Source organism: Asaia spathodeae NBRC 105894 (genome assembly GCF_025994195.1).
Taxonomy (GTDB): domain Bacteria; phylum Pseudomonadota; class Alphaproteobacteria; order Acetobacterales; family Acetobacteraceae; genus Asaia; species Asaia siamensis.
Genome location: NZ_BAPY01000001.1, coordinates 207,949 through 226,404 on the forward strand (window position 1 = coordinate 207,949; position 18,456 = coordinate 226,404).

16 protein-coding genes and 1 tRNA gene are annotated in these 18,456 nt (G+C 60.5%); 6 read left to right on the plus strand and 11 right to left on the minus strand.

Going from position 1 to position 18,456, the window contains the following annotated elements:
* Positions 1-60 precede the first annotated feature (60 nt).
* Together AA105894_RS00925 and AA105894_RS00930 are read right to left on the minus strand one after the other, a co-directional pair.
* A tRNA-Leu gene (locus tag AA105894_RS00925) sits at positions 61-145 on the minus strand.
* Positions 146-200: 55 nt separating this feature from the next.
* Positions 201-1,637, minus strand: a complete 1,437-nt coding sequence (locus AA105894_RS00930; RefSeq protein WP_373316698.1) for an NAD(P)H-hydrate dehydratase — start codon at positions 1,635-1,637, stop codon at positions 201-203.
* Between the two features lie 123 nt (positions 1,638-1,760).
* Here AA105894_RS00930 and AA105894_RS00935 point away from each other — a divergent pair, with 123 nt between their 5' ends.
* The 3 genes from AA105894_RS00935 to AA105894_RS00945 all read left to right on the plus strand — a co-directional run bounded on the left by AA105894_RS00935 (position 1,761) and on the right by AA105894_RS00945 (position 6,012).
* Positions 1,761-2,213: a hypothetical protein gene (locus tag AA105894_RS00935; RefSeq protein ID WP_267310095.1), complete on the plus strand. Its 453-nt coding sequence runs from the start codon at positions 1,761-1,763 to the stop codon at positions 2,211-2,213.
* A 472-nt stretch (positions 2,214-2,685) separates the two neighbouring features.
* On the plus strand, positions 2,686-4,719 hold the full coding sequence (locus tag AA105894_RS00940; protein WP_408860470.1) for a DEAD/DEAH box helicase: 2,034 nt from the start codon (positions 2,686-2,688) through the stop codon (positions 4,717-4,719).
* Between the two features lie 6 nt (positions 4,720-4,725).
* On the plus strand, positions 4,726-6,012 hold the full coding sequence (locus tag AA105894_RS00945; protein ID WP_267310096.1) for a class I SAM-dependent RNA methyltransferase: 1,287 nt from the start codon (positions 4,726-4,728) through the stop codon (positions 6,010-6,012).
* On the opposite strand, the gene AA105894_RS00950 is transcribed toward AA105894_RS00945, so the two are convergent.
* From AA105894_RS00950 to AA105894_RS00985, 8 genes are all read right to left on the minus strand, one after another.
* Positions 6,003-6,374: a HesB/IscA family protein gene (locus AA105894_RS00950; protein WP_267310097.1), complete on the minus strand. Its 372-nt coding sequence runs from the start codon at positions 6,372-6,374 to the stop codon at positions 6,003-6,005. The two genes, AA105894_RS00945 and AA105894_RS00950, sit on opposite strands and share 10 nt — an antisense overlap.
* A 15-nt stretch (positions 6,375-6,389) precedes the next feature.
* Positions 6,390-6,773 (minus strand): SUF system Fe-S cluster assembly protein, encoded by a 384-nt coding sequence (locus tag AA105894_RS00955; protein WP_267310098.1) that lies wholly within the window; start codon positions 6,771-6,773, stop codon positions 6,390-6,392.
* Between the two features lie 17 nt (positions 6,774-6,790).
* Positions 6,791-8,029: a cysteine desulfurase gene (locus AA105894_RS00960; RefSeq protein ID WP_267310099.1), complete on the minus strand. Its 1,239-nt coding sequence runs from the start codon at positions 8,027-8,029 to the stop codon at positions 6,791-6,793.
* Entirely contained in the window at positions 8,026-9,243 is a 1,218-nt protein-coding gene (gene sufD, locus AA105894_RS00965; RefSeq protein ID WP_267310100.1) for a Fe-S cluster assembly protein SufD, read from the minus strand. The genes AA105894_RS00960 and sufD overlap by 4 nt, the downstream gene beginning before the upstream one ends.
* A complete protein-coding gene (gene sufC, locus AA105894_RS00970) occupies positions 9,240-10,010 on the minus strand; it encodes a Fe-S cluster assembly ATPase SufC (protein ID WP_188426942.1) in 771 nt (256 codons plus the stop codon). The genes sufD and sufC overlap by 4 nt, the downstream gene beginning before the upstream one ends.
* A gap of 11 nt (positions 10,011-10,021) precedes the next feature.
* Positions 10,022-11,512, minus strand: coding sequence for a Fe-S cluster assembly protein SufB (gene sufB, locus AA105894_RS00975; protein ID WP_188426944.1), 1,491 nt, complete (start codon positions 11,510-11,512; stop codon positions 10,022-10,024).
* A 1-nt stretch (position 11,513) separates the two neighbouring features.
* Positions 11,514-11,981: an SUF system Fe-S cluster assembly regulator gene (locus AA105894_RS00980; RefSeq protein WP_188426946.1), complete on the minus strand. Its 468-nt coding sequence runs from the start codon at positions 11,979-11,981 to the stop codon at positions 11,514-11,516.
* A gap of 131 nt (positions 11,982-12,112) precedes the next feature.
* Entirely contained in the window at positions 12,113-13,444 is a 1,332-nt protein-coding gene (locus AA105894_RS00985; RefSeq protein ID WP_267310101.1) for a DUF445 domain-containing protein, read from the minus strand.
* Between the two features lie 239 nt (positions 13,445-13,683).
* Here AA105894_RS00985 and AA105894_RS00990 point away from each other — a divergent pair, with 239 nt between their 5' ends.
* The 3 genes from AA105894_RS00990 (at position 13,684) to AA105894_RS01000 (ending at position 17,461) form a co-directional block, all read left to right on the plus strand.
* Complete coding sequence (locus AA105894_RS00990) at positions 13,684-16,437, plus strand: phosphoenolpyruvate carboxylase (RefSeq protein WP_267310202.1); 2,754 nt, start codon at positions 13,684-13,686, stop codon at positions 16,435-16,437.
* A gap of 19 nt (positions 16,438-16,456) precedes the next feature.
* Entirely contained in the window at positions 16,457-17,089 is a 633-nt protein-coding gene (locus tag AA105894_RS00995) for a hypothetical protein (RefSeq protein ID WP_267310102.1), read from the plus strand.
* A gap of 111 nt (positions 17,090-17,200) precedes the next feature.
* Complete coding sequence (locus AA105894_RS01000; protein WP_267310103.1) at positions 17,201-17,461, plus strand: GlsB/YeaQ/YmgE family stress response membrane protein; 261 nt, start codon at positions 17,201-17,203, stop codon at positions 17,459-17,461.
* A 39-nt stretch (positions 17,462-17,500) separates the two neighbouring features.
* Here the strand turns inward: AA105894_RS01000 and AA105894_RS01005 are convergent, their stop codons facing one another.
* Positions 17,501-18,442, minus strand: coding sequence for an ABC transporter substrate-binding protein (locus AA105894_RS01005; RefSeq protein ID WP_188426953.1), 942 nt, complete (start codon positions 18,440-18,442; stop codon positions 17,501-17,503).
* Between the last annotated feature and the right edge of the window lie 14 nt (positions 18,443-18,456).

Below are 18,456 nucleotides of genomic sequence, written 5' to 3' on the forward strand. Positions count from 1 at the left end.
TGCACCCAGCTTCATCGCAGCACAGGCAAGGCAGGAAGCCCCGACTAAGGAGAAAATATTTGGTACGGGCGGAGGGACTTGAACCCCCACGACTTGCGCCACCAGAACCTAAATCTGGCGTGTCTACCAATTCCACCACGCCCGCACACGCAGCCCAGTCCAAGACCGGGCCGTCAAGCGCGCCGCTTTACAGCACAATTTCAGATTTCACAAGCCAGTGCGATCGCCTTGGCGCGCGCATCGCCCAGATGGGCGTCGAGTGCCTCGACAATCGGCCAGTTTCCAGCGCGCATCCCTGCCTCACCATGCAGCCACACACCGGCGCAGGCGGCTTCCCAAGGGGCCATACCGGCAGCAAGCATCGTCGCAATCACGCCTGCCAGCGTATCGCCCGAACCGGCTGTCGCCAGTGCCGGGCTCGCGTGGTCATTGAGCGCAACCCGCCCGTCGGGTGATACAATCACGCTGACGGCACCCTTGAGCACGACTACCGCCCCAATACGCTGCGCCGCCTCTCGCGCCGCAGCAACGAGATCATCCCCCGGCGCACCAAAAAGTCTGGTAAATTCTCCGATATGGGGCGTGATGACAGAAACGCCACGGAGCTTTTCCGGCTCACTTCCTGCCCAGCCCAAAGCGCCAGCATCGGCCAGAACAATGCGTTCCGATGCAAGAAGAAGCGGCAGACTCGCAGCGACTTCTGGCTCGGTCAGGCCTGGCCCGCAGAGCCAGACCCTGCGACGCTCGTCTTCAAGCAGTGTTTTCAGCGGCCCGTCGTCAATCACCAGACCGGGCGCACCAAGGCAATAGGCCGCTGCACCCTCCCCGGCACTGATACGCACCAGTCCGGCTCCACTTGCCCGCGCACCGGCCGCGGCCAGCCTGGTCGCCCCTGGCATGACCTGGCCTGCACAGATACTGACGACACCCCGACGGTATTTGTGATCTTCCGGGCTCATCGCCGGCACGTGCCAGAGCCCCGGTCCATTGAGCCAGATCGTGGGCCCCGCGGCCTCAAGGCAGACCTCAGGCATGCCGATATCCGCGCAGATGAGCTCGCCACAGATTTCGCGCCCCGGGTACAGTATGTGCCCGGGCTTGGGACGGACGAATGTAACGCTCATGCGATAATCCGGCCCCTCAACCAGAGCGGCTCCGGTTGTGCCATTGACCGTGCTGGGCAGATCGATCGCCACAAGCGTTCTGGCTGCAGAAAGCACCGCCACCACCTCAGGCGCCGGGGGGCGGTCGAGGCCCGCACCGAAAACAGCATCGATCACCAGATCGGCGCGGCGGGCATTCTCTGGTGCAAAATCTGTTATTCGCCCGCGATACTGCGCCGCAGCCCCAAAGGCAGCACTTCCCTCACGGGGCGGTGCCAAAGGGGCGACCTGAACCGACCAGCCCGCACGCTCGAGATAGCGGGCCGCGACATAACCATCGCCACCATTATTGCCCGGCCCGCACAGCACCAGCACACGGCAGGGCGCAAAACGCGCCCTGATTGCCTGAGCCACAGCCCAGCCAGCCCGATCCATCAGCGCGCTGATCCCGATCGTTTCGCTCGCCTTTCGATCCATCTCGCCGCATTGCGCGGGCGTGGGCAGGGAAAAACGCAGGTCAGACTTCATGGGCATGTCACTCCGCAGTTGATGATTTCGCGCATACTGCTAGGGAACGTCGCATAACCTTCCGGTATTCCTGATCCCGCGCTTTTGAGGGCACGAAGTGTTCCGGACCTGATTTCTGGTGGAGAAGACATGTCGAACCCGTTTCTCTGGAGCGTCATCCTCGCGCTTCACCTGCTCTGCATGGCCTACTGGATTGGCGGCGGTCTCTATGCCGCCATCGTCAGCCGCAGCACTGTGGCCCTGCTTGAGCCGGCCCAGCGCCAGAATGTGCAGATCCAGCTGATCGCACGCTATTTCCGCGCCCTCCTGCATATCGTACCGACCGCTCTGGTAACGGGCTGGCTTCTTGTTCTGCATATGGGCGGATTCGGCGCGATGAGCCTGCCGATCAATATCATGCAGGGCCTTGCGCTGATCATGGCGCTGATTTTCCTGAGCGCCTATTTCGGCCCGTTCCAGAGCCTGCGCCGCGCCATCCGCCCCCAGCCCGCCCTTTTCGCCAAGGTGCGCCTGCGCGTCATTCTGATGGTCGCTGTGGGCGTGCTCACCGTTTTCTGCGCTGCCATGGGCGGCGATATCTGATCTTTTTTACCCCGATACTGGCTTGGGGTATGAAAAACGCGTCATTCATTGCGTTTTCGTGCCCAAGCAACGGAAAATCTTGCCTTTTGCAGGATTTCAAGATAACGCACGGGCGATTGGCTCAGGCTCTGCGCTTGCCCGGCTTCAGCGTGGCATTGCCCGAGCGCCAGATTATTTTTCTAGACCTCCATAGTTATCAGAGAGCAGTTTGACCGCAAAATCGACCGCAGGTTCGGCAAAAACCTCCCCCGCACGCAAGAAACGTTCCTCTTCCAAGACGGAGAATGGTGTGGTGGAATCCGTGGCAGAAGCCCTGCCACGCGACATTCCGTCCGAAGCCCCGGCGGCTGAACCCCCGGTCAAGGCGAAGCGTGGCCGCAAGCCTCAGGCACCTGAAGCTGTCGAGACACCTGTCGCTGCTGCAAAGCCTTCGCGCAAGAAATTGGTCAAGGCCGCACCGGTCGAAAAGAAAATGCAGGCTCCCGAGACTGTTGCGGCCGCAGAAGCAGCCGAGCCGGTCAAGCGCGGGCGCGGTCGCCCCCGCAAGACCCCTGTCGCAGCCTCTGTGAGCGAACCCGCTGCTGTTGCGGCCCCAGTTGAAGAGCCGAAGCCCAAACGCGGCAGAAAGCCCGCTGCCGCCAAGGAAGCGGTTTCTGCCAAATCCGCAGCGCCCAAGCCTCGCGCGAAGGCAGCAAAGACTGCTCCTGTCGTAGCTGCGGCAGAGGCACCTTCCATCGAAGTCGCCGCAGAGAACACCCCTGCCGCCCGCAAGCGCACACCACGCAGCACGACCAGGGCTGAAACCCGCAAGGCCGCTGTGAAGGACGCCGCAGAGAAAGTCGCCGCACAGGATAATGCTCCCGCGATCGAAGTCCCTGCGGCCGAATTAGTGGAGGCGACACCAGAAGCGGTCAGCGAGTCCTCTGCCAAGCGTGGCCGTCGCAGACGCGGCGCATCCGCGAAGGCAAATGCCGTCGTTCCTGCACCTGAAGCAGCGCCTGCAGCGACACCGGAACTCGACCCGGCCCTGAAGGCGATTGTCGAGGCTCCCAAGCCGCTCTTTTCAGAACTTGGCCTGTCCGCCCCGATCATGCGCGCCATTGAAGAGATGGGCTACGAGCATCCTACCCCAATCCAGGCGCGAGCCATCCCGGTGGTTCTCAGTGGTCAGGACGTGCTCGGCGTTGCCCAGACAGGTACGGGCAAAACGGCCTCGTTTACCCTGCCGATGCTTGAGCGTCTGGCCGGATCGCGTGCCCGCGCCCGTATGCCGCGCTCGCTGATTCTGGAACCCACACGCGAATTGGCGTTGCAGGTTGCTGAAAACCTGACCCTTTACGGCAAGCATCTCCGACTCAACCATGCCCTGCTCATCGGTGGCGAGAGTATGGCCGATCAGCGCGCTGTACTGAATCAGGGTGTCGATATCCTGATCGCGACGCCCGGTCGTCTGATGGATCTCTTTGATCGCGGCGGGCTGCTTCTGACCCAGACCGGCATCCTCGTGATCGATGAAGCCGACCGTATGCTGGATATGGGCTTCATTCCCGATATCACCCGTATCGTGTCGATGCTCCCCGCTCATCGCCAGACCCTGCTCTTCTCGGCAACAATGGCACCAGAAATTCGCACGCTTGCCGACCAGTTCCTGCACCTGCCGGAAGAAATCACGGTATCGCGCCCGTCATCTGTGGCAACGACCATCGAAGAAGCCCTTCTGGTTGTTGACGAGCATGAAAAGCGCCGGGTTCTGCGCAAGCTGCTGAAGCGTGAAAACGTCCAGAACGCCATCGTGTTCTGCAACCGCAAGCGCGATGTCGATGTGCTCTACAAATCCCTGCACAAGCACGGATTCTCCGTTGGGCATCTGCATGGTGATCTGGCGCAATCGCTGCGTTTCAAGACGCTCGAACGCTTCAAGAGCGGTGAGCTGCAGATTCTCGTCTGCTCTGACGTCGCTGCGCGTGGCATCGATATCGGCGGGCTCTCGCACGTCTTCAATTTCGATCTGCCTTTCAACGCGGAAGACTATATCCACCGCATCGGGCGCACGGGTCGTGCAGGCAAGACGGGTCATGCGTTCAGCCTGGCATCACCACGCCAGAAGCTGCTGGCCGAGGCAATTGAAAAGCTGAAACACGCACCGATTCCGCTGATCGAAATCGAGGGTGTGGAAAGCCTGCCCTGGGCCGACCCGGAGCAGGACGGCGCACAGCCTGAGCGTCGCGAACGCTCTGGCAAGGAACGTGGTGGACGCCATAACCGTCGCGGTGAGAACCGTGACCGTGGTGACCGCCCTGTGGCGAACGAAGCCCTGCGTCAACAGCCGCGTGACAGGGCTGAGTCAGCCAATGGTTCCATCGCGCCGACCACCCCCTTCGATCACGATGCCCCGCGCACGGGGTTCGGTCACGACACACCCGCCTTCATGCTGCTCCCCCGCCGCAATCGGAAAGCCGAAAATGACGACCAGATTGGGCCGATCCAGCATCGCGGCACTGTCTGAGTTCTGATGGCTTCCCTTATCGAAACGAAGGTTCTTTCTTTCGGCGCAAATGGTGACGGGCTTGTTCTCATTGAAGACAAGCCCGCCTATGTTCCGGAAACGGTGCCGGGTGATACGCTCAAGCTGCGTTATGACGGGTCACGTCATGTCGAGGTGATCGACCTGCTGTCTCCATCGCCCGACAGGGTCGCGCCTGTCTGCTCCCTGTTCGGAAGCTGCGGCGGCTGTGCCATGCAGACAACGGCTCGACCGGCGCTGCTGGACTGGAAGATCGGGCTTGTCCGTCATGCCCTGAATCGTGCGGGGTTCGAGACCCTCCCCCGATTCGAGTCGATGCAGGTTCCCGCAGAGAGCCGCCGTCGAATCGATCTCGCTTTCCAGCGCCAACCGGGAAAAATCATACTGGGGCTACACCGCCGCCACGGCGATGTGGTCGATATGACAGAATGCCATGTCATCGATCCGACCCTCCTGGCCCTGCTGGACCCGCTACGCGAGGTTCTGGGCGGGTTAGGTGCGGTGACCGGTGGCGGCGATCTCCAGATCAATCTCTACAGTTCGGGGCCGGATCTGCTGATCGCAACCGATTCCGCGCTTGTGCCGACGGATCGGGTCAAGCTCGCCGCCTTCGGTCGCGCGCACAAGATTCCCCGTATTTCCTGGCGGTCCAGACGTCGCCCCAATGAGGGTTATGAAATCGTGGCCCAACAGGGCCCGGTCTTTCATGCCTTTGGTGCGGTCAAGCTCACTCCGCCGCCCGGCGGCTTCCTGCAGGCGACCAACCAGAGCGAAACAGCCATTGCCGATGCTGTTCTTGCCGCACTGCCTGCACTCAATCGACGCGATCCGATCGTCGAGCTGTTTGCCGGTTTTGGCACACTGACCGTCCCGCTGGCACAGAAGGGCCGGGTTCTGGCTTATGAGGGTCATTTCGAGGCTATAGCGGCCCTGAAATCCGGCGCGATCGGCCAGCGTATCGAAACCACGCATCGTGATCTGACACGTCAGCCGCTCATCGCGAAGGAATTCGCCAAGGCACGCGTGATCGTTCTCGACCCGCCCCATGCAGGGGCCCTGTCACAGATGGACCATATCGCGCGTTCGGGTGTGGAAGACATCATCTATGTCAGCTGCAACCCACAGGCCCTGCAGAAAGACGCAGCCCTGTTGGCCAAGGCTGGCTATGAGGTTCTGTCGGTGTCGGTTATCGACCAGTTTCTCTGGTCTACCGAAGTCGAAGCCGTCATCAGCTTCACGACAAGCAAGAAGAGACTTTCACGTCGTCAGACGTGAAAGCTTTCTCCGCAGCCGCAACGGCCTTTTTCATTGGGATTGGTAAAGGTGAACCCTGATTCGAGGTCCTTGACCTCGTAATCCATCACCGTGCCGATCAGAAACAATGTGGCCTTGCGGTCAACAAGCAGCTTGAGCCCGTGATCGGTCACGGATTCATCGCCCGGTGAAGCGCTTTCCACAAAGCTCATGTCATAGGACATGCCCGAGCAGCCACGCGTATTGACGCCAATACGCAGGATCTGTCCCTTATTGGCCCCTTCATAGAGCTGTTTCAGGCGCTTTGCCGCACGCTCGGTCATCTGCATCAGAGGGGGCAGTTCCCGCTTGACGGGTGAAGGCACTGTCTGTGTGTCGCTCATGGCTTTTCTCCCCGTTCAGAACATGTTCAGCGCAAGACGCGCATCGTCGCTCATGCGGCTCATATCCCATGGTGGATCCCAGACGATCATCACACTCGCCTTGCTGACACCGGGCAGTGCAGCCACGGCCTCACGCACCTGCTCAGGCAATTCCTGCGCGCTTGGGCAATTGGGGGCGGTGAGCGTCATCTCGATATCCACTCGACCGTCATCATGCAGATCGATCGCGTAGATCAGACCGAGCTCGTAGATATTGACCGGAATTTCGGGGTCATAAACGGTCGCAATGGCCGAAATGACGCTGTCTTCGTCAGGCACACCCGTGGCTGCGCCTTCGACAGCGGCTTCTTCTGCCGGGGCACCGAGCGGTCTGGTCAGGATATGGTTTTCATCAGTCATGAGAGATCCTTCCTGTGTCAGACCAGCATCTGCCGGGCACGGGCTACGCCCTTGACCAGGACATCGATGTCATCGCGTGTCGTATAGACGCCAAAGCTGGCCCGGGCTGTCGCAGTAAGGCCGAGACGGCGGATTAGTGGCTCGGCACAATGCTGACCTGCGCGGATGGCGATACCCAGCCGGTCCAGCAGCACAGCCAGATCATGCGGGTGCGCCCCTTCAACGACGAAGGAAACCACACCACCCTGCTCCTTCGGAGCACCCACGAGACGCACACCCTCGCAGGCACCGAGTGTCTCGCGTGTATAGGCGACGAGCGCCTCTTCATGCGCGGTAATCGCCTCGGCGCCCAGCTCTTCCATGAAGGAGAGTGCGGCTCCCAGACCGATCACCTCAATGATCGGCGGTGTACCCGCCTCAAATTTATGCGGTATTCTGGCCCAGGTAGATTTCTCGAAGCTGACGCTCTCGATCATCTCGCCACCACCCAGAAAAGGTGGCATCGCCTCGAGCAATTCCGTCTTGCCCCAGAGCAGACCAATCCCTGTGGGACCGTAAAGCTTGTGCCCAGTGCAGACGAAGAAATCTGCGTCGAGATCCTGCACATCAATCGCGCGATGAACGGCCGATTGAGACCCGTCGAAAAGAATACGGGCGCCATACCGATGGGCAAGACGCGCCAGTTCCTTCGCAGGGGTCAGCGTGCCGAGCACGTTGGACATATGCGTAATGGCTACCAGACCGACACGACCATCCTCGAGCAGGGCCTCATAGGCCGCCAGATCGAGATCGCCCTGTTCGGTAATGGGCGCGACGCGCAATTCGATGCCCTGCCGGTCACGCAGCATCTGCCAGGGCACAAGGTTGGAGTGATGCTCCAGCTCGGAAATCAGGACAGCCTGACCTGGCTTGAGCAAGGCTCCGTAGGAATGCGCGGCGAGGTTGATCGCCTCGGTGCTGTTTCGTGTGAAAATGATCTCGTGACGGTCAGGCGCTTTTAGAAAGCGCGCCGCCTGTGTACGCACCGATTCATACGCTTCCGTCGTGCGCTCGCTCATCCAGTGCAGCCCGCGATGGATATTTGCATATTGGTGCTGCATGGCCTGCGCCATCGCATCGATCACGCAATCCGGTTTCTGCGCCGAAGCTGCGCTATCCAGAAAGACGAGCGGGCGCCCGTGGACGGTTTCCGAAAGGATCGGAAACCGGCTGCGCAGGGTCGCGAAACGATCGAGAACGTCGTTTGAGGTCATCATGCCTCTCTTTTCTGCCACCAGGCATCGACACGCCGGTCGAGCAACGCATAAGCGGCCTCATCCGTCACCAGCGCCAGAGCGTCGAGAAGGAAGGCGCGCACCAGAATGGCGCGGGCTTCGGCATGCGGAATGCCACGGGCACGAAGATAGAAAAGCTGCTCGTCATCAAGCGCGCCGACAGTGGCACCATGGCTGCATTTGACGTCGTCAGCGTAGATCTCAAGCTCTGGCTTGCTGTCGATCTGAGCTTTCTCAGAAAGGAGAAGCGCCTGATTCATCTGATAGCCATCGGTCTTCTGAGCGATGCGATCGACAAAGATCTTGCCCTGGAATACGCCATGACCCGCATCCATCAGCACATTCTTCACCGTCTGGCGGGAATTGCAGTCAGGGGCGGCGTGTGTAATCACCGAGGTCAGATCAGCATGCTGCGAACCAGCCAGAAGCTGGGCTGCGTTGACATGCACGATGGCATGCTTGCCACCCAGATGAGCCAGAACCTCGTGACGCGAGAGCTTTGCCCCCAGCGTGAGGGTGAAGCTGTCATAGGTGCCATGCTCGGCGATCCGGGCATTGACCAGAGCGAGATTGGTCGCTTCCAGACTGTCCTGCTGTATGCGCAGATGGGTCAGATGGGCCTTTTCCGCCACCGAAACCGTCAGGCTCGGATTGGCGAGATACGCACCCTCACCCGACTGGATATCGAGCAGTGTCAGTTTCGCGCCGGCATCCAGCGTGATCTGATGCGCAAGATGCGTGGACACCTGATCACCATTGGTGACGAGGGATACAAGCGCGATCTGGCCAGCATCGACATCGGCAGCCACTCGCAGGGCAATGCCAGGCTGCTGCATGGCATTATTGAGCACGCTGAGCGGACGATCAGCCAGAAGCGGAACGGACAGATCCGCAACCTCGACCGTATCCGGCAGGCTGGTCAGGGCAGCGACCGCAGCACCGTTGACGACGACAATGCGATGCCCCTCAAGCGCCTCGGGCGCGAGACGGGCAAGAAGCGCCCTAGCTTCGTCGACCGACACGGCATCCGGTGCAGCAAACCCGGTCTTGTCCAGATCGCGCAGCGGCGTGTAGCGCCAGGCTTCAAGGCGACGCTGCGGCAGCCCCTGACGCTCGAGGAGGCTGCGCGCTTCGCCCTGATGTGCCCGCGAAAGAAAGGACTCGATCGCGGGAGAAATGGCGGTTGCGCCGCTCATGCCACCGCCTCGAGATATTGCTGATAGCCCTGCGCCTCAAGCGCCAGCGCCACTTCGCCACCACCGCTATGGATGATCTTGCCCTTGGCCATGACATGCACGCGGTCAGGCTTGATGTAGTCGAGCAGACGCTGGTGATGGGTGATGATCAGCGCAGAGAAGTCGGGACCGCGCAGACTATTCACGCCTTCTGCGACGATACGCAGGGCATCGATATCGAGACCGCTATCCGTCTCGTCGAGAATAGCGAATTTCGGACGCAGCATGCGCATCTGTAGCACTTCATTGCGCTTCTTCTCACCGCCCGAGAAGCCGACATTGACGTTACGCTTGAGCATCTCGTCAGACATGTGCAGGTGCTTCGTCTCGGCACGTACGGCCTTGAGAAAGCCCACCGCATCGAGCTCGTCTTCCTTGCGGGCGCGACGCACCGCATTGACGGCTGTACGCAGGAAGTTGGCGTTATTCACCCCCGGTAGCTCGATCGGCGCCTGGAAAGCGAGAAACACGCCGAGAGCTGCGCGCTCTTCCGGCTCGAGCGCCAGAAGGTCTTCGCCAAGAAACTCGGCGCTGCCGCCTGTCACTTCATAGTCTTCACGACCGGCCAGCACATAGGAGAGCGTCGACTTGCCCGAACCGTTCGGACCCATGATGGCATGGATCTGGCCCTTGGGCACTTCGAGGTCGAGACCGCGCAGAATCTCCTTCGGGGTTCCGTTATCGTCAATCTGCGCACAGAGACCGGAAATTTTCAGAAAATCATTCATGATGCGGCTCTTTACCCGACGCTACCTTCAAGACTGAGTTGCAGGAGCTTCTGAGCTTCCACTGCAAACTCCATGGGGAGTTCCTTCAGGACATCCTTGCAGAACCCGTTGACGATGAGACCCACGGCATCTTCTTCCGACAGGCCACGTGACCGGCAGTAGAAAAGCTGGTCTTCAGAAATCTTCGAGGTGGTCGCCTCATGCTCGACACGTGCCGTCATGTTGCGGTTCTCGATATAGGGCACGGTGTGCGCACCGCACTGATCGCCGATCAGCAGGCTGTCGCATTGCGTGAAGTTACGCGCGCCACGGGCCTTTGGCATCATGCGCACCAGACCGCGATACGTGCTGTCTGAATGACCCGCCGAAATGGTCTTGGCGATGATGGTCGAGCGCGTGTTGGGCGCCAGATGGATCATCTTCGTACCCGTATCGGCCTGCTGACGGTTATTGGTCACGGCGACAGAATAGAATTCACCGACCGATCCCTCTCCTGCAAGAATGCAGGACGGATATTTCCATGTAATGGCAGACCCGGTCTCGACCTGGGTCCAGGAGATCTTGGCATTGCGACCACGGCAGGCGCCACGCTTGGTCACGAAATTATAGATGCCGCCCTTGCCATTCTCGTCACCCGGATACCAGTTCTGGACCGTGGAATACTTGATCTTGGCGTCGTTCATAGCCACCAGCTCGACGACCGCAGCATGAAGCTGGTTCTCGTCCCGCATCGGCGCAGTACAGCCTTCGAGATAGGATACCGTTGCGCGATCTTCGCAGATGATCAGCGTGCGCTCGAACTGCCCCGTATTACGGGCATTGATCCGGAAATAGGTCGACAGCTCCATCGGGCATTTCACACCTTCTGGCACATAGACGAACGAGCCATCGGTAAAGACTGCCGAATTGAGCGCTGCAAAGAAATTATCGCTTACCGGCACCACGGAGCCAAGATAGCGCTTCACCAGCTCGGGATGCTCGCGAATGGCGTCGGAGATCGGGCAGAAGATTACGCCCGCCTCTTCCAGCGTCTTGCGGAAGGTGGTCACAACCGACACGGAGTCAAACACGGCATCAACGGCTACCGGCAGACGCGCTTCCTGCTCGCCAGCACCTTCGACACCGGCCAGAATGGCCTGTTCATGCAGCGGAATGCCGAGCTTTTCGTAGGTGCGCAGCAGCTCCGGATCGACTTCTTCAAGCGATTTCGGGCCGGGCTTGCTTTTCGGCTCGGCGAAATAGAAGGCGTCCTGATAGTCGATGGCCGGATATTCGGGCTTCTGCCAGCTCGGCTCTTCCATCGACTGCCAGGCGCGGAAAGCCTGCAGACGCCAGTCGAGCATCCATTCGGGTTCCTGCTTGCGCGCGGAGATGAACCGGATGGTCTCTTCGCTCAACCCTTTCGGCGCGAACTCCATCTCGATATCGGTCTCGAAACCCCATTTATAGGTCGATTGACCGAGCGTTTCGACGGCTTCACGGGTTTCCGTTACGGCTGGCATCTCATCCCTCCCTGGCAGGATGGTGATCATGAGCAACGCAGCGCGACGCAGGCGCGAAACCGCCTGTCAGATGCGCACGGCTCATATCGTCAAGATTGATGGATTCGAGTGTCGAGCGAATGGCCTTGTTCACCATATCCCACTGACCCGATGACAGGGCGCAGAGCGATTTCGCTTCGCATACACGCCCCTCGACACAGGCAGTCAGCGCGATCGGTCCGTCGACCGAGGTAATGACAGCAGCAATCGAAATCTCGGAAAGGGCACGGGCGAGACGATAGCCGCCCCTCGCGCCACGATGCGAGGCCACGAGGCCATCGGCAGCCAGACCCTTGAGCAGTTTCGCAACGGTCGGCTCCGGCACGCCAGTCGCCCCCGCAAGCGCGGTGGCTGTCATGAGCGTGTCCTGTTGGCCAAGCTGCACGAGCAGAACCGTTGCGTAATCAGCGAGTTTCGATAACCTGAGCATTGTGCTCCCTCGATCAGTCCCGCATGGACAGAAATTAAAGACCTAAATGGTGCTATTTTTAGTAGCAGATGCGCGCTGAGGGTCTCTGCGTCAACCCTTTTCGGCCCTTGTTACAAAGAGAAAAACTTTGCCTAGCCGAGATGGCCGAAGCAGAGCCGCATCAGCATGTCGAGAACCGCGCCCACCACAAAACCGACCAGCGTGCCATTGATGCGAATGTATTGCAGATCGCGCCCGACGCGCTGCTCCAGCCTTGCCGAAAGCTCTGACGGATCCCACCGCTCCATCACCGAAGCAATATAACTGGCAAGCTTGTCACGCAGAGAAGGCAGGATGCGCAGAAGTGTCGTCTTGAGCGTCTGCTCCAGACGGGCGCGCATGGCGGGGTCGTGGTCGAGCTGATCGGCCAGACTGAGCAGGGCGGCCTCGATCACGCTGCGGCTCCAGCCATCATCACTGGCCAGATCGGCCTCTGCAAGCCCTCTGAAGCGCTGCCAGATTTCCGACCACCAGAGCTTGAGGCTGTCATGCCCGAGATAGCCCGACATCGCATCGCCAAAGCGCGCGCGGCGCTCCGGGTCCTGCTCGAGCCGGTCAATCTCCTGCCTGATCCAGCCGGTAAAGCCCTCACGCAGTTCCGAATCCTGCGGATCGACACGGTCCAGTTCGAGATAGAGCGCCGTGATCACGCGATTGGCCACTGACGGCCCTATGGCCCAGCCGATCATGCGCCCGCCCTGTTCGCGCACACGCTCTTCAATGAAGCTACGCAAGGTCGCTTCGCGCTTTTGCACGCCCCCCTTGAAGCGTTCGAGCAGGGCCGAGAGCACTTCCTGATGCAGCTCGTTATCAACCAATGCCCTGAGGGCGCGTGTCACGACCTTGATGGAGGCTTCGCCACGAGCCAGCACCGGCAGGGCCTTGCCTATGGCGGCCGAGGCGCGTCCGTCTTCCAGCCTGTCGAGCATATCCGGCACACTGCGTCGAAGGGCTGACGCCGTTGCATTGGCTGTGCGCGGCTGGCGCAGAAGATTGGCGAGAATGCGCGCCACATCCGCCGAAGCGAGGGCGCGGCTGGCGTCTTCCTCTGTAAAGAACTGGGTCGAAACGAAACGCCCCAGGGCTCGCGCCAGACGCGGCTGCTGACGGGGCAGAACGGCCGTGTGCGGAATCGGCAGACCGAGCGGATGCCGGAACAAAGCTGTCACGGCAAACCAGTCCGCAATGCCGCCAACAACCCCCGCCCGCGCGCCCGAGCGCAGCACTTCAAGCAGGAAATGATCCTTCACCAGCCCCATTGCAGGCAGGCCGGCAGAAAGCACCATGACCCCGCCCATCGAGACGAGCAGCCCACCAGCAAGACGGCGTGAGGCTTTGAGCCCGGCAAGCGCTTCCGCCTCCGTGGTGCCGCTCTCTGCCTGACGCTCAGTGCCGGGGGAATTATCGGAATTCGGATGCTGCATTTTCAACCGATTATCATCAGTCGGATAAAAAGTCCTGCACCTCCCGCGATCCTCCATTGCCATCATGTCTTTGGCATGGAAAACCAAACGCAGTCCGTGACCTGAATTCAAGCGAGAGTGCCTTGTCCAATACCGCGCCGCATCACGCCCCTGACGGAACGCCCGCCCAGAAGGCGGACCAGAAACCTGCCGCCATCGCCAGTGAGGGCGCCGTTTTTGCCGAACGTCTGACAGGCGAGATGCAGGCGCTTCAGGATCGCGCAGCGCATGAGCGCCACGCACCGGACCCGATCGAAACATTATCAAGCCAGATCGGTGACGAACTGATCGACGGCAATCTCTCGGTTGCGACCCTCGAGAACACTGTACGCGTGCTGCGCGACGGCAATCTCAAGCAACGCGCTGCGCGGCTGCGCAGCTATGTCGGCCTGAAAGGTGAGGCAACACCCGAGGAGCGCCTCGACGAGGCAGCACGCAAGACGGTCGAAAGCTGCGACACGGTCGAAGGGCTGATTGCCAAGCTTTCCCGCCCCGGCTTTGCAGCCGTCTTTACGGCGCACCCGACCTTCGCTCTGGCCGATAATGTCTATCGCCACATTGTCGAGATGGCGACCGACCCCAGCCACAAACTGCCCGAGCTGAAGTCGCATCGTCGCGAGGGCGCCCCTACCCTCGCCCATGAGCAGAATCTGGCGCTCACCGCCATTCTGCGCGGGCGCGATGCGCTCGATATCTTCAATGCGTCCATTCTGAAACACGCTGCCGCGCGCTGGCCCGAGCAGGAAGCCACGCTCGCTTCATTTGATATCAGAACGCTCATTCTGGCGACCTGGGTCGGGTTCGACACAGATGGCCGCAGCGATATCCACTGGTGGGACACGCTGCGCATTCGCCTTGCGCTCAAGCGCACGCAGCTCGAACGCCTGCGCACGCAGCTCGAATCCCTGCTGCCGCAATGCTCGCAACTCGTCGCCCGTATCGATGTCGCGCTGGGTGCGGTGAAGGAGCAGGAAGCCGCCTGCCCCGACCAGCAGCATCATGACGCCGTCGCTATCGCCGATTTTGCCCGCACGCTGGTCAGCCGACGCGAAGCCGCGCTCAGTTCAGCCGAGACGCTGGCACCGCTTTTCGAAGAGGCGCTCGCGCTGGTCGACGGCCCGAAGCGCGCAGCCCTGCTGACAGCCCGCTCGGGCTTCATGGCGCACGGTCTGGGCGCAGCCCATATCCATACCCGCCTGAACGCGACCCAGATTTACAATGTGGTGCGTCATCGTCTCGGGATTGAAGACGATCCCACCATTCCGTCGCGCCGCCGCCTTGTGCTGTCGCAGATCAACGAGGCCCTCGAATCGCTCAAGGCGCCCATCCCCGTCGATTTCGGCGCGCTGATGATTGAGCAGTCTTCGGCTGGTCGCCTGATGATGACCATGGCGCAGATCCTTAAGCATATCGATTGCGGCACACCGATCCGCTTCCTGATTGCCGAGACCGAAAGCGGCTATACGCTGCTCGCGACGCTCTGGCTGGCGCGTCTGCTGGGTATTCGTGACGACCAGATCCAGATTTCTCCGCTTTTCGAAACGCAGAGCGCTCTCGAACACGGCGAGATCATTCTCGAGGAAGCGTTCCGCTCGCCACACTGGCGCGACTACATCCGCAATAATGGCCGTCTCTGCCTGCAATTCGGCTATTCGGATTCGGGACGCTATATCGGCCAGCTTGCCGCGACCAATCTGGTCGAGCGCCTGCGCCTGCGTACGCTGTCTCTCATGCAGAAACACGGCATGAAAGATATCGAACTCGTTCTGTTCGACACCCATGGCGAGAGCATCGGCCGCGGCGCCCATCCCTTCAGCCTGTCGGATCGTCTCAGCTATTTCTCGCCGGACCATACCCGTGGTCTTTTCGCCAAGGCTGGCATCAGCCTGCGTGAGGAAGCGGCCTTTCAGGGTGGCGATGGCTACACGCTGTTCGGCACTGCACCGCTGGCCGCCTCGACCATTGCGACCCTCGCAGAGCATCTGACCCGCCCGCTTTCGACCGCGCGCGACCCGATCTATGACGAGCCGGATTTCTCATCCGATTTCTTCTCGACCATCGCACTCGACATGAGCAGCCTTGTTGAAGATCCCGGCTATGCAGGGCTGCTCGGGGCGTTCGGTCCGGCACTCATCGATAAATCAGGCTCACGCCCCTCTGCCCGTCAGGGCGATGGCATCAGCGTGACGCGGATCACCCATCCGAGCCAGCTGCGTGCCATCCCGAACAATGCCATTCTCGAGCAGCTCGGCTGGTGGACGAATGTGCTGCAGGGCTTCGGCACGGCAGCCTCGCGCCACCCCGAAACCTTCGAGAAACTGGCCCGCAGCAGCCGACGCTTCGGCCTTGCGCTGGATTTTGCCCGACAGGCAGCGGCGCATTCCGATATCGGTGCTTTGCGCGGTATCGTGCGTCTTCTCGACCCCGGCACCTGGCTCGACCGCGCAGCTTCTGCCCGCAACGAAGAGCAACGCAGCCAGCATCTCGTTCTGGCGAGCGGACTGGAAGAGCTGGAATTCTGGCGCAGCCTGCCTGCGATGTTTCGACGCATCCAGGCCGATCACATCGCGCTTGAATCAGTCTGGAGCCACACCCTCAAGATGAGTGCGCAGGAGCGCACGCTTCACGCGATCCGTCATGCCGTCATCGGCCAGATCTGGATTCTGGCCACGCGCATCCCCTATTTCAGCCCGCGCAATGACATCAATCGCGAGACGCTGCTCAAGCTCGTGCTGCAACTCGAGATTCCCGCCGTGCTCAAGCGTCTGTCGGAAATCTTCCCGCAATCGGCCGGGATGGTTACCGATCTCGACTTCCATGAGCCCAGCGGGCCGCGTGACGATCATGGCTTCACGCGCGAGCACGAGGAAATCTTCGCACCGATGGCGCGTCTTTTTGCCGTTCTGCGTGAAATCAGCGTAGCGGTCATGCATGCCAATGGCTCGTTCGGCTAAAACAGGGAGCACGGGACAAATGAAAAAAGTCAGAACGGGCTCTTCCCTGTTCCTGTGCGGTCTCCTTGCCATGATGGTGCAGCTCGCCCCTGCGCGGGCTACACCGATCCCTTCTCTACAACCCTTCTCTCTCGTCGATGGTGAGACACGCCTCGCCTTCACCGGCGGACTCGACCCGCAACGTCTATGGGCGCTGGCACCAGGCACGTCGTTTTCGGTAATCAAGACATGGCGCGAGAACAACAATGCCTGGAGCTACCACTTCGCCATCGCGCTCCTGCAAGCTCCGGACGGCAAAACGAGACTGATCGGTTTCGATCCGCTCCCCGTAGGCAAGGATAACGACAAGGCGCTGCGCGATCATCTCATCGATACGCCTCATACCGGCGAGGACGCGTTGCTCTCCTTTGCTTTCGCCCAGTCGACCGATCCTCATGATCCGGGGCTGTTTCTGGTCGAGGCTCTGAGACATCAGGACGGCCCTGTGCCCGACCCTGCCCCGGCAAGTCTCTATTATTTCCGGCTCGTGGCTTCTGATGGCGACCCTGGCTGGACACCGCTCTATTTTCGCTATGAAAAGACGGTCGATCTCCCCGGACAGTTTGTCTCTTCGGATGACGCGCTCGAAAAAGCGTTTCCCCACAAGCCGTAAGAGGCCCTCAAGGGGCGTTTCTCTCAGGAACTCTCGCAGACGTGGACCGGTCTTCCCCCTCATGCTAGTCACGGGAATGTGACTACCTGCCTTCAGGCATGAGGAGATGACATGCATCTGATCTGGACATTGATCGTCGGTTTTTTCGTTGGGTTGATCGCCAAGTTTCTGATGCCCGGGCGCGATCCGGGTGGCTTCATCATCACGATCTTTCTGGGCATTGCGGGCGCCCTGCTGGCGGGCTGGATCGGGCAGAAGCTTCATTTCTATCATGAAGGTCAGCCTGCCGGCTTCGTCGCCTCGGTTTTCGGCGCCATGATCCTGCTTCTGCTCTATCGGCTTTTCGCCAGCAACAATAACAGCCAGAGCTGAAAAACATCCCCGGCCCTGGGGCCGGGGAGGAAACTGGGCTTATTCGCCAGTCCAGCCCTTGTAGCTGCCGACATTGTCACGCGTGATGAGGGTCGGCGCCATCAGGCGTACCGTGCCCTTTGCCACTTTGCCGTCCTTGATGGCCTGACCCATCGCAATGCCATCCTTCCCCATCTGGTAAGGGTCCTGACTGGCAGAGGCGACGATTGACGATTTCGGGTCCTTGAGAGACGAAACGATATCGGGGGCACCGTCGACAGAGGTAACCGTAATGCCCTGTCGACGCGCCTGACGGATGGCCAGGTCGCCACCGATCGCCTCGGGGTCGTTGATCGCGAACACGCCTTTCAAATTCGGAAAGCGCACAAGGAAGCCCTGCATGACCTTGAAGCCAAGGTCACGCTCCGCGCCTCCGTTCTGATCGTCGCTGACGATCTTGATGCCGGGATAGCCAGACAGAACCTCCTTGCACCCCTTCACGCGGTCGATAATCGACGACACCTGCGGGCCGTTTTCAATAGCCACCTCACCCTTGCCGTCCAGCTTTTTGGCCAGATACTCGCAGGAGATGCGTCCTGCCGCCACGTTATCGGTCTGAACGGTTCCGTCCACTCCGGCTGACCCCACGTCAACGGCGATGACGGTCGCTCCGGATTTCTGCACACGCTTGATGGCCGGCATGACGGCCTGCGGGTCCACACCGTTGAGCAGGATCAGATTGACGCCTGACGCGACAAAACTGTCCATCTGGGAGAATTGCTTGTTGAGGTCATAATCGGCCGACAGGGCATTGATGCTTGCACTGGGCGCCGTCGTCTTGAGCTGCGTCGTCGCTCCTTTGACGAGTGCCACGAAATACGGGTTACCGAGCGAACCGACCGATACACCGACTGCACTGATCCCTTCGGCGCGCGCAGCAGGCGCAGCCAGAGTGGTCGAGAGAGCGAGCATACCGAGGAGGATTTTGGAACGAGTGATCATCTTGAAACATCCGG

Bases quoted from the DNA above. Each gene is read 5' to 3' on its own strand.
- AA105894_RS00960 (WP_267310099.1), bottom strand. From the start codon at position 8,029: ATGATGACCTCAAACGACGTTCTCGATCGTTTCGCGACCCTGCGCAGC.
- AA105894_RS00995 (WP_267310102.1), top strand. From the start codon at position 16,457: ATGAAAAAAGTCAGAACGGGCTCTTCCCTGTTCCTGTGCGGTCTCCTT.
- AA105894_RS00950 (WP_267310097.1), bottom strand. From the start codon at position 6,374: ATGAGCGACACACAGACAGTGCCTTCACCCGTCAAGCGGGAACTGCCC.
- AA105894_RS00985 (WP_267310101.1), bottom strand. From the start codon at position 13,444: ATGCAGCATCCGAATTCCGATAATTCCCCCGGCACTGAGCGTCAGGCA.
- AA105894_RS01005 (WP_188426953.1), bottom strand. From the start codon at position 18,442: ATGATCACTCGTTCCAAAATCCTCCTCGGTATGCTCGCTCTCTCGACC.
- sufC (WP_188426942.1), bottom strand. From the start codon at position 10,010: ATGAATGATTTTCTGAAAATTTCCGGTCTCTGTGCGCAGATTGACGAT.
- AA105894_RS00955 (WP_267310098.1), bottom strand. From the start codon at position 6,773: ATGACTGATGAAAACCATATCCTGACCAGACCGCTCGGTGCCCCGGCA.
- sufB (WP_188426944.1), bottom strand. From the start codon at position 11,512: ATGCCAGCCGTAACGGAAACCCGTGAAGCCGTCGAAACGCTCGGTCAA.
- AA105894_RS00980 (WP_188426946.1), bottom strand. From the start codon at position 11,981: ATGCTCAGGTTATCGAAACTCGCTGATTACGCAACGGTTCTGCTCGTG.
- AA105894_RS00930 (WP_373316698.1), bottom strand. From the start codon at position 1,637: ATGCCCATGAAGTCTGACCTGCGTTTTTCCCTGCCCACGCCCGCGCAA.
- AA105894_RS00935 (WP_267310095.1), top strand. From the start codon at position 1,761: ATGTCGAACCCGTTTCTCTGGAGCGTCATCCTCGCGCTTCACCTGCTC.
- AA105894_RS00945 (WP_267310096.1), top strand. From the start codon at position 4,726: ATGGCTTCCCTTATCGAAACGAAGGTTCTTTCTTTCGGCGCAAATGGT.
- AA105894_RS01000 (WP_267310103.1), top strand. From the start codon at position 17,201: ATGCATCTGATCTGGACATTGATCGTCGGTTTTTTCGTTGGGTTGATC.
- AA105894_RS00940 (WP_408860470.1), top strand. From the start codon at position 2,686: ATGCAGGCTCCCGAGACTGTTGCGGCCGCAGAAGCAGCCGAGCCGGTC.
- AA105894_RS00990 (WP_267310202.1), top strand. From the start codon at position 13,684: ATGCAGGCGCTTCAGGATCGCGCAGCGCATGAGCGCCACGCACCGGAC.
- sufD (WP_267310100.1), bottom strand. From the start codon at position 9,243: ATGAGCGGCGCAACCGCCATTTCTCCCGCGATCGAGTCCTTTCTTTCG.